General features: G+C 61.9%; 8 protein-coding genes. 3 read left to right on the forward strand and 5 right to left on the reverse strand.

Annotated elements, in window-relative coordinates; translation table 11 throughout:
• Positions 1-27: 27 nt before the first annotated feature.
• Complete coding sequence (locus ACEWPL_RS09960; RefSeq protein WP_393931894.1) at positions 28-963, reverse strand: ABC transporter substrate-binding protein; 936 nt, start codon at positions 961-963, stop codon at positions 28-30.
• 195 nt (positions 964-1,158) lie between these two features.
• Between ACEWPL_RS09960 and ACEWPL_RS09965 the strand changes: the two genes are divergently transcribed.
• The 3 genes from ACEWPL_RS09965 to ACEWPL_RS09975 all read left to right on the forward strand — a co-directional run bounded on the left by ACEWPL_RS09965 (position 1,159) and on the right by ACEWPL_RS09975 (position 3,781).
• Positions 1,159-1,935, forward strand: a complete 777-nt coding sequence (locus tag ACEWPL_RS09965) for a DeoR/GlpR family DNA-binding transcription regulator (RefSeq protein ID WP_393931896.1) — start codon at positions 1,159-1,161, stop codon at positions 1,933-1,935.
• The gene (locus ACEWPL_RS09970; protein WP_393931898.1) at positions 1,932-2,711 is read left to right on the forward strand and encodes an inositol monophosphatase family protein; all 780 of its coding nucleotides are present in this window, start codon (positions 1,932-1,934) and stop codon (positions 2,709-2,711) included. The genes ACEWPL_RS09965 and ACEWPL_RS09970 overlap by 4 nt, the downstream gene beginning before the upstream one ends.
• Before the next feature lie 68 nt (positions 2,712-2,779).
• A complete protein-coding gene (locus tag ACEWPL_RS09975) occupies positions 2,780-3,781 on the forward strand; it encodes a GlxA family transcriptional regulator (RefSeq protein ID WP_420744340.1) in 1,002 nt (333 codons plus the stop codon).
• Between the two features lie 15 nt (positions 3,782-3,796).
• Here the strand turns inward: ACEWPL_RS09975 and ACEWPL_RS09980 are convergent, their stop codons facing one another.
• From ACEWPL_RS09980 to ACEWPL_RS09995, 4 genes are all read right to left on the reverse strand, one after another.
• Positions 3,797-4,807, reverse strand: coding sequence for a C45 family autoproteolytic acyltransferase/hydrolase (locus ACEWPL_RS09980; protein ID WP_393931902.1), 1,011 nt, complete (start codon positions 4,805-4,807; stop codon positions 3,797-3,799).
• Between the two features lie 7 nt (positions 4,808-4,814).
• Positions 4,815-6,272: a biotin carboxylase gene (locus tag ACEWPL_RS09985; RefSeq protein ID WP_393931904.1), complete on the reverse strand. Its 1,458-nt coding sequence runs from the start codon at positions 6,270-6,272 to the stop codon at positions 4,815-4,817.
• Positions 6,273-6,313: 41 nt separating this feature from the next.
• Positions 6,314-9,073 (reverse strand): aminotransferase class I/II-fold pyridoxal phosphate-dependent enzyme, encoded by a 2,760-nt coding sequence (locus ACEWPL_RS09990; RefSeq protein WP_393931906.1) that lies wholly within the window; start codon positions 9,071-9,073, stop codon positions 6,314-6,316.
• A gap of 92 nt (positions 9,074-9,165) precedes the next feature.
• The gene (locus ACEWPL_RS09995) at positions 9,166-10,176 is read right to left on the reverse strand and encodes a carbon-nitrogen hydrolase family protein (protein WP_393931908.1); all 1,011 of its coding nucleotides are present in this window, start codon (positions 10,174-10,176) and stop codon (positions 9,166-9,168) included.
• Positions 10,177-10,825 lie beyond the last annotated feature (649 nt).

A 10,825-nucleotide genomic window follows, 5' to 3' on the forward strand; every position in this document is an offset into this window, starting at 1 on the left:
CGCGCCCCCCGCCAGTCTCAGGGAGGGTCAGTTGATCCAGCCGTCTACCTTGGACTCATTGGTCGACATCCACTCGGCGGCCACGTCGTCGATGGACTGGCCTTCCAGGTCGACGGCGGAAACCATCGCGCCCATTTCGTCATTGGTGATCGTGTAATCGCGGATGATCTCGGCCGCGCCGGGCCATTTCTCCTCGACGCCGGACCATGCGACCTTCCAGATGGGGCCCGTGGGCTTGCCGCAATCATAGGCGGCATCGGGGTTCACCCCCACTGAGGGATCCTCGTAGCATTCTTTGGAATAAGGAGGAAATTCAACGTATTTACCCTCGTATTTTGAAGGGGCCCAATGCGGCGAATAGAGCCAGAGCACGATCGGCGCCTCGCGCTGATAGGCTGATTCCAGCTCGGCAAAGAGTGCGGCATCGGTGCCCGCATGGACCACCTCGAAATCAAGGCCGAGCGCCTCGACCCTCTCTTCGTCGAAGCCGCCCCAGGTGACCGGTCCGCCCAGGTAGCGGCCCAGCGGCGCGGTCTCGGATGTCGCGAACTCGCTCGCGCAGTCCTGCAGCGCCTCCCAATTCGGCAGGCCGGGGCAGCGCTCTTCCATATAGGCCGGATACCACCATTCCTCGATGGCGATCATGCCGCTCTCGCCCATGTTCACGACATTGCCGGTGGCGACGGCTTCGTCCATCGCCTCGCGGCCCGTCGTCTCCCAGATCTCGGACGCGACATGCAGATCGCCGGTTTTCAAACCCGCGAACTGGGCAATGTAGTCGGCCTGCACCAGCTCGACATTATATCCTGCCTTTTCCAGCACGTTCTTGAGGATCGTGGTGTTGACGATCTGGCCGGTCCAGTCATGCGTGGTCAGGCGGATGGGATCCTGGCTCTCGACCTCGGCCAGGGCGGGGGCGGTAAGCGCGGCAAGCGCGGCGGCGCAGGTGGCAATTTTATTCATGAAATGGACTCCCTGATTGGCGGTCGAACCTCGTTCAGATGGGTGCGACACCTGTGAGTGAAGCGCAGAAAGCAACATATGGCAACATATTTTGTGGATTTATGTTGGATTGATGCGTTATCCCGTGCCAAACTTCCCTTGTATCCGGCGCTGCGTGATGTATCGCCTGTTTCAGGGACATGACGGACAGGGCCGATGGACAGCGCGCATCCGACGCATAGACAGCAGGAGATTCTTGACGCTCTGCGGCGCGCAGGCGGATCCTTGCGTGTGCAGCGCCTTGCCGCCGAGCTTGACGTCAGCGAGGAGACGGTGCGCCGCAACCTCAAGCGGCTGGCCGAAGCGGGCCATGTCGACAAGATGCATGGCGGCGCGCGCCTTGCCGAGATGACGGGCGAGGGCGATTTCCAGCACCGTCTCAATATCGGGGCGGGCGCCAAGCAGCGCATCGCGCGGCATGTGGCGGGGATGATCCCCGATGGCGCGTCGATCTTTCTCGATGTGGGCAGCACGACCAGCTATATCGCGGATGCGCTGCGGGACCATGCCGGCCTGCTGATCGTCACCAATTCCGTCTCGGTCGCCTACAAGCTGGCGACGCGCGGCGGCAATCAGGTGTATATGGCCGGGGGCGCCTTGCGCGCGCATGATGGCGGGGCTTTCGGCGCCGAGGCGATGGCCTTCGCGCGCAATTTCAAGACGGATTTGGCGGTGCTCTCGACCGCCGGGATCACGGCGCAGAACGGCTTCATGCTGTTCGATCTGGAAGAGGCGAATTTCAGCCGCGAGATCATCAAGGGCGCAGCACGGCGCATCGTCGCCGCCGACGCGGCCAAGTTCGGGCGCGCGGCGCCTATCACCCTGTGCGATCCCCCAATGATCGACACGCTGGTGACCGATGCGGCGCCGCCCGCCGATCTGGTCGAGGCCGCTCAAACCTGGTCCCTGACAATCGAGGTGGCAGACCCGTGACACTCCAGCAGATCGCGGCCATTGCCGCCCGCATCGCCGAAGAGGCGAGCGCCGTACCGATGCAGCATTTTCGCCAAGGCGCCCTTGGGGTCGAGACCAAGGATGACGCGGATTCCAGCCCTGTCACCATCGCCGACCGCGCCACCGAGGAGGCCATTCGCGCGGCGCTGGCTGCGGAATTTCCCGGTCACGGGATATTCGGCGAAGAGTTTGGCACAGAGGGCTCGCTGGACGGGCCCGCCTGGATCATCGACCCGATCGACGGCACGCGGTTTTTCCTGACGGGCTATCCGGCCTTCGGAATGCTGATCGGCCACCTGCAGGCTGGCGTGCCGCAGATCGGCATTGTGCGGATGCCTGCGCTGAATGAAACCTATGTGGGCATAAGGGGCGGCGGGGCGACGCTGAACGGCACGCCGATTGAGGTGCGCGGCACGACCGATCTGGCCGATGCGCGCCTCTACATCAACGAGCCGCAGCGCACATTCGAGCGTGATCCGGACCTTTTCGCGCGGCTCTGCCAGATCGGCCATACACGGCGCATGTCCTTTGACTGTTACCCGCATGCGATGGTGGCAGCGGGCCAGATTGACGCGGTCACCGATATCGGCCTCGAGCCCTATGATTTCCTGCCACTTGTTCCCCTGATCGAAGCAGCGGGCGGCATCATCACCGATTGGGAGGGGCGTGCCCTGACTCTCGGCTCGGATGGGCGGGTGGTGACGGCGGCAACGCCCGCGCTGCATGCCGCCCTTCTCGATGTGATCGGCGGCTAGGCTGCGCGCGATCTGGGCCTTGCCCTGTGCCCATGCTAGCATCGGCGCATTTCTTGGCGCGGACCCTTATGACCCAGTCGGACTACATTCCCAAAGGCGCGGCCAGTTTCCGCATCCCCCGTGTTGAGACGCCGCGCCTTTTCGAATTCGTGCTCCTGCCCAAGCTGACCATGCTGGCGCTCTCGGCGGCGATCGAGCCTTTGCGCGTGGCCAATCAGATATCACAGCAGGAGCTTTATCGCTGGCGCACGATGACGCCGGGCGGCGCGCCGGTTCGCTGCTCGAACAACATCTCGATCGTGGCCGATGCGCCGCTGGGCCCGCCGGGACGTGGCGCGCGCGTCTTTGTCTGCTCGGGGGTCGAGCCTGCCGAGACCATGGATGCGGGCGTGACCCATTGGGCTGCGCGGCAGGCAGCGCATGGAACGCCGGTGGGCGCAATCTGCACCGGGGCCTTCACGCTGGCCCGCGCGGGCCTGCTCTTGGGGCGCACCTTCACGCTGCACTGGGAAAATCAACCGGCCTTTGTCGAGGCCTACCCCGATCTTGTGCCAACCCCGAACCTCTACGAGGTGGATCGCGAATTGATGACAGCGGCGGGCGGCTCGGCCTCGACCGACCTGATGCTCAGCGTGATCGAGGACGATTTCGGCCCGGAATTCGCGCTGACCGTGTCGGATATGTGCCTGCATGGGCGCAGCCATTCGGATCATGCCCCGCAAAAGACCGCGCATTCGGCGGTGATCGGCAGCCGCAACCGCCATCTCATCGCCGCGATGCGCCTGATGCAGCTGAATCTCGAGGAACCCTTGGGCATCGAGGAGATTGCACGCGGGGCCGGCATCTCGAAACGCCAACTCGAGCGCAGCTTTGCGCAGCATACCGGGCTCAGCCCGCGGCGCTATTATACCGATATGCGCCTCGCGCGGGCCTATTCCCTGCTGAGCGAGACGGATTTGCCAATAGCCGAGATCGCCGCCGCTACCGGTTTTGGCGGCACCTCGGCCTTTGCGCGGGCATTCCGGACGAAGTTCGACATGGCGCCGGGGAAGTTTCGCAAGCGGTGGTGATGAATGGCGCCTGCGCTAGTCGGACGGGCTGACGCGCGTCTCCACCTTGGCGGGCCCTTCCGGCGTGTAGATCGCGCGCGTATCCTCGCGGAAATCGTGCAGGTCCAGCGGCCAGCGGGCGCGGGGCCAGCGGAGTTCCATCTGTAGCTGGCGGGGGCGGAAGACCGCCGTGTAGAGCGTGCCGAACCCGTGATCGAAGCGGGTGGAATAAAGCGGCGGGCGCAGGAAGGCGCCGATGAATTTCTCCTCGGCTTCGACATGCAGGGTCAGGCGCTGCAGCAGGTAGCGCTCGCGCTCGACCGTGGCGGTAAAGCGCGCGTGACTGGCCCATTCGACGCGCTCCTGGTGGTTGGTCGCCACTGCCTGATGGGTAAGGACAGTCTGCCGGTCTGGTGCCATGAGTGCAGTCAGGAACTTGCGCTGCGCATCGACCACGGTCACGTTGTAGCTCATATGCGTGGGCACGCGGGCCAGAACCCGGCCTGCCTCGGCGGCCGTCTCGCAGGTTTGCAGCACATAGCGCAGGATGATCGGCACGCCGAAGCCGTCCCCGACGACGCGCCGCCCGCCGAACGTCAGCGACACCGCAAGCCCCGCATCGTTGATGCCATCGACCAGCCCCCAGAGACCGTCGGATGTGCCCATGACGGCGCGCCCCTGCCAGTTTGTGCGCAGGGTCAGGCTGTCGAAGGCTTTCGGCGAGTAGTCATAATTGCGCACCAGCACCGGCTCTTCGCCCGGCCAGATGGCTTGGCTACAGGACGAGAGGTACGGCGGCGGGCAGTAAAAGCTGAGGAACCGGGCCGCGTGATCGCTGCCGCCCGCCAGCTCGCAGAGCTGGTCATAGAGCGGCAAAAGCTCGGGCATGTATTCGCGCATGGCCTTGTGGCTGTCCCAGAAACCGGGGCGCGCCTCGGGCCCCTCGCGCGCCCACCAGCGGTGGTAATCGGGCCAGTATTGATGGAAAAGCCCGGCCCATTTGGGGCCGGGTTCATCCTCGGATATGGCGCGCCAGTTCAGCCTCATGCAGGCACTACATGATCTTGAACGCGGGGTCGTTCAATGCCGGGCCGGCCTCGGCGGTGGGCATCGGGCGGCCATGCACGCCCTGCTTGATGCCGTGGATCCATCGTTTGGCCCGCTCGGTCAGCTTGAAGCCGTTGGTCATGGAGCGCCCGCGCGTCACCAGGATGCCGATGTCGGCACCCTCGTAGCGGTAATCGCCCGGCTGCAGGATGCGCAGGAAGAACGCCTCGTTCTCGCTTTCGACCGCGCGGCGGTGATAGTCGAAGCGGTTGAAGTCGACGCTGCCATCGTCGCGCAGCCGGTAGATCCCGGTCTCGGGGACATCCGTCGCGATATCAACCGTGTCATCGGTGTGCTTGATCACCATCTGGGACCAGCTATCGATCATCTTGGGATCGGCCCAGCGGCTGTTCAACTCGTCCACATCGAGGTTGAACTTCTTCTTGGAGAATTCCAGCAGATGGAACAGGAAGAGCGGCGCGTCGGCATGGGCAAAGGCCGCGTGGTTGGTCATGGACGAACAACCGGTGATGCGCGGATTGAGCTCGCCTAGCCAGATGTCGCCGGTCTTCTTGTCGATCAGGAAATCCAGCTCGAAATAGCCGCGGTAGCCTTCCTTGCGCAGCTGCTCGCCGAATTTGAAAGTCAGCTCGCGGGCCTTTTCGCGCACCTTGGGCGGAAACGCGGTTGAGAAGATCTCGTTGCCGCACCAGCCGCCACGATAGGGGGTCAGCTCCTTGAAGCCGACAAGCTCGGTCATCAGCGGGCCGACGATCGTGCCTTCCTTTGTGGCGCAACCCTCGATGGCCGAGCCGCGGCAGTCGATCCGCTTCATGATCTTGATCTCGCCCTCGCCGATGATTTCGTGCTCATGCTTGCGGAAATCGGCTTCGGACTTGATGAAGAACGTGGTGTGCCCGCTATCGCCATAGGCCGATTGCAGCACCAGGTCGTGACCAAGGCCGGCTTTGTCGCAGATCTCGTTCAAATGCTCATAGCTCTCAACGACGCTCAGCGTATTGGGGACCGAGGGCACGCCCGCCTTGTTGCCGATGCGCACGGTCTCGATCTTGTTGTCCATCTTCTGGCGCAGTTTAGCCTTGGGGAACCAGACATCGGCCCCCAGCTCCTTGCTGAGGCGCTCGGTCTCTTCGTCGAACATCAGGAACACGAATTTCGGCTTGCCGCCGCGTCGCTTGATGAGGTCGATGACCTCCTTGTGCTGCAAGAGGTAGTTGTTGATGTCCTCGATCGACTGGAATTCCGCGTGCGGCTGCTCGGACGGGACGAAGGTGTTGGGATGCTTGCCGTTATAGCAGTCGATATAGCAGATATACTTGAAGTTCTTGCACCATTCATCGAGGCCCAGCAGATTGAAATTTGTGGCCGAAATGAAATAGACCGGGTCTTCGTTACGGTGAAAATGCCGGCGGATTTCCGAGATGTTCTTGAGTTCTGCTACCATTGTTCTGTCTCCCTTGTTCGTTTCTTGTTCTCTGTAAGCCTTCAAAGTTTTGCGCGTGCGTCATTGAGTTTCAGCCGCGCGGCATTCGCCTTGCCCTGCCGTTTGAGCGCGTCCTGCGTGAAAACACGCAGACCCAGATCGGCGCGGTAGCCGTGGATCTCGCTGACGTCGAGGGCGCGCATGAATGACAGGATTCCGTCGCTGACCACCTGGCCCGGCACCAGGATCGGAAATCCGGGCGGGTAGGGGATGATGAACTGTGCCGAGACAACGTCATCGCCCGACTTCATCGCGTCATGGATGGATCCATCCAGTTCCAGATAGTCGCAATTCTTATCGTCATAGCTAAGGAAAAACGCCGAGCGGATATCGCCTTCGGGCGTCGGGCCCTCGGACCGGAAACTGTCGTGGAACCGGCTGAAATCGGGCAGGGGGGGCAGGTCGTCCATCAGGTTGGCGACGCGCCGCTCGAACCCGCGGCGCTCCATCATGGACGCGTCATCCTGAAGCTCGTCCAGCTCGCGCGCGATCTCGACCAGCACCTCGATCAGGTAGGCGACGGAGGACCGGGTCGTGCCGATATTCGTCATGAAAAGCACGGTGTTTCGTGACGTCTTGTTGATCTGGATTCCGTATTTATCCATCAGGATATCGGTCTTGAATGTGTCGCCATCCCAGCCGGTGCCGCCCACGGCCAGCGTCACGCGCGTGGCGTCCAGCACGAACTCGTCGCTTTCCCAGCAATCCCAGATGTCGGTCCAGCCCTGCTGCGGATCGTAATAGCTGGTCACGCCGCTCTCGCGATGCTCCTCGGGGATCATGTCGCCGGCGGTCAGCACCTTGAAATATTTCTGCAAGAGCGGATGGGTGGAAATCGCACGCCGCATCGACATGGCCGCCTCGACCTGTCTTTGAACGAATTCAAAGCCTTCCAGCTCGACCTGACGGCGCCCCACGTCCAGCGAGGCGATGATCTGGTAATTGGGCGAGGTCGAGGTATGCGTCATGTAGGCCTCCTGGAACGAGGCTTCGACCTCACCCTTGAAGTCCTGATCATGCACATGGATCATCGAGCCCTGACGCAGCGATGTCAGCGTCTTGTGGGTCGATTGGGTTGCATAGATGCGCACGCGTGCATCAGGCGGCGGTACGAGGCGAGTGTTGATCCAGGCATCGTCACCCTTGTCCTTCAATTCTTCCTGCTGGGCCTCGTAGGCCTTGGTATGGGCTTCGCTGCGCAGACGCTCGCGCAGGTTATTGGCCGCGTTCATCGCGGTGCGTTGGCGATAGGTGGGGCCAAAGCGGGCAAAGGCGAACCACGCCTCGTCCCAAAGGAAAACGAGGTCGGGCTTGATGGCGAGGCATTCTTCCATCACCCGCTCGACATTGTAGACGATGCCGTCAAAGGTGCAGTTCGTCAGCAAAAGCATGCGCACGCGGTCCAGCTTGCCGGCCGCTTTCAGCTCCAACAGCTGCTTCTTGATGTCCTTCAGCGGCACCGCGCCATACATTGAGTACTCGTTCAGCGGGTAGCTATCCAGATAGCAGACCTGCGCCCCGGCCAGCACCATGCCGTAATGGTGCGACTTGTGGCAGTCGCGATCGACCAGCACGATATCTCCAGGCCGAACAAGGGCTTGCACGACGATCTTGTTGCAGGTCGAAGTGCCGTTTGTGGCAAAATAGGTCTGCTTCGAGCCGAAGGCGCGACTGGCCAGGCGCTGCGCCTCCTTGATGGGGCCATGCGGCTCCAACAGGCTGTCTAGGCCGCCAGAGGTGGCGGAAGTCTCGGCGAGGAAGATGTTGGGGCCGTAAAAGGCGCCCATATCCTGAATCCAGTGCGAGCGGCTGATCGACTTGCCCCGGCTGATCGGCATGGCGTGAAAGACGCCCGTGGGCTGCTTGGAATATTCGACCAGCGCGGTGAAGAAAGGCGTCTTGTAGCGCGCTTGCACACCTCGGATGATGTTGAGGTGCAGTTCGAGGAAATCCTCCTGATTGTAAAAGACGCGGCGGCAAATCCCCAGATCCAGCCCCGCGATATCCTCGACCGAGCGGTCGGTGATCAGGTAGGCGTCCAGTTCGGGTCGGACCCTGGCGATCATCCGGCACAGCTCGGGGCCGTAATTGCTGGGATCTAGGTCATCCAGCGCAGCGGTGCCGCCCGCGCGGTTCAGATACCGCTCGAGCAGGGGTAGAACCATCTTGGATTCCAGTGTCAGGCCGGGTCGGACTACGATGGCCTGAATGTTGTGGTTGAAGAGCACGCCCATCAGTGCGTCCTGCAAGCTGGGCACGACGACCGGCTCGTAATGGAAGGGATCTTCGGGGCGGCGCATGCGCTGAAAGTTATTCTTCAGCCAGCGCTCCTGATGCTCGTTCAGGTTATCGACGATCAGCACTTCGAAATAGGGCTTGGTCAGCGCGCGCGCTTCCAGCGATTGCATCGCCTCATCTTCGTGGTCGTCCGAGTCGATGCCGTCGCGGTCGAGCGGGATATGGCGGCGGCGATACGCACCGCTGGTCAGCGCTCGGGTGATGCGCTGCACGGTAAAGGCCAGCTCACCATAGTGCCCTCCCTCGAACTGGCGGCGCAGCATGTCGAAGGCGGCGGTGCCGGGGAAGGCCCAGAACGTCTCGATGGGGGCCAACTGGTCCAGCAACTCCTCGATCTGTGCGAGCTGAGCCTTCGCGCCGCGGCCACCTTCCTTGCGAGACAGCTCGGCCGATGTCTCGCGTAGCGAACTCCAGCGATCTGCGCGCAACTGAACCGCCGAATAATAGTCTGCCATCGAATGCATATCTCTTCCCCGCTGTTGTTATGCGCGGGCGATCAGAAGATGCTGGCAGTGTCGTGCGGGCAGTGTCTGATCGTCCGCATTTTTTATATTTGTCAGTTGGTTAAGGGCGGCGTGCCTCCAACCTTGATGCCCGGAATGCCATCTGCGGCATCGTCTGCGCTGTGCTTTGTAACAGTATTGAGCGGGTGATGCGTGCCGGGACGCCCGCCCAGATCGGCGCCGATTTCGGCGCGCGCGGCGCCGGTGGAATCCTGGCCCGGAATGGTCAGCGGCCCGAGGCTGTGCAAATAGGCATCGACGCCGCTGCTGCGGTCATAGACCGAGAAATCGACCTCGCGATCGCGAAAACTCTTCAGAACCTGGCCCAGCCCTTTCATGCCGCGCTCGCGCTGGCGGCGCACATGGCTGAGATCGACCTCAATGGGAAACATGTCCTCTTGCCCCGCCGATTGGTGCAGGACCGTGGCGGTCGGATCGACGACGCAGGATTTGCCCACGCCCCCCGCGCCAAGTCCGTTAACGTCGATCACGTAGCACTGGAACTGCGCCGCCGTCGCGCGCGCCATCGACAGCTCGGCCTCGCGGTCGGTCGTGCCGGTCAGGACGGGATGCAGCAGGACCTCGACGCCTTGGCTGGTCAGCTGCCGCGTCGTTTCGGGAAACCACATGTCATAGCAGATCGACAGGCCAAAGCGGCCCACATCCGGCACGTCAAAGACGCAAAATCCCGTGCCAGCCTCGACACCGGCCTCGTAGGGGCGAAAAGGAAACATCTTGCGGTAATTGCAGATGATTTCACCCTCCGGGTTGATCACGGTGGAGGTGTTGTAGATGCGCCCGTCCTCGGCCGTCTCGAACATCGAGCCGGGGATCAGCCACACGTTATGGCGCTTGGCCGCCTCGCAGAACCGCTCGATCGTCTCGTTGCGCAGGGGCAGCGAGAATTTGGTGAGCGGGCCGAACGGCGCAAGCTCGGAGAAGAGCACCATCTGCGTCCAGGGAAAGCGCGCCATCAGCAAATCCAGACGGTGAATCATACCGTCGACATTGGGGTGCAGGGCGTTCACATACATCTGAACACCCGCAATTGCGAATGGCGTCATCAGGCTTGTTTCCTTTGCGTGCCGCATGGCGGTTCGACCAGCTTACGACAGGTAATTGAGAAATAACAACAGGAGAGAGGGGGCCAAAGTTCCCTTGACGCTGCGTCAGCGCCGGCCTCACCTGCGTACGGTTCAGAGGGAAATGGCTGGGGTGGTAGGATTCTTTGCTAAGCATTCTACTGATATTATTTTTATAGCAAATCTTGGGATATGGTGTCCAATTGAATTCGCCCAAAGTACCCTTTTTGCACCACGATGTGATGCACGTTGTTGATCAACTGATATACGATCTAAGCCTCGGACCTGTCGATCGGTCAGCAGTGCGCGCTGCTGTCGATCCCTCGGTCGTGGTTTTACTACATGCCGCAGGGTGAGACTGAGTAGAACCTCGCGCTGATGCGGCTGATCGACGTGCAGTTTCTGGAGACGCCCTTCTTCGGTGTCCGTCACCCTCTCGGGACATTGCTTCGCAATGCCCTGCCGGGCAGCGGATGACCTGGCACCTGCGCAACGAGGGCCACGCGGTGAACGAGAAGCTCATCCGTCGGCTCATGCGCCTGATGGCCACTACGATCCGAAACTTACCCATCCCCTCCACGACCACGGCGATGATCTGGAAGGTCAGGGTGTCGATCGAGTTGTAGCAGTG

Origin of the sequence: Roseovarius roseus, from assembly GCF_043355935.2 — a bacterium.
Classification (GTDB): domain Bacteria; phylum Pseudomonadota; class Alphaproteobacteria; order Rhodobacterales; family Rhodobacteraceae; genus Roseovarius; species Roseovarius roseus.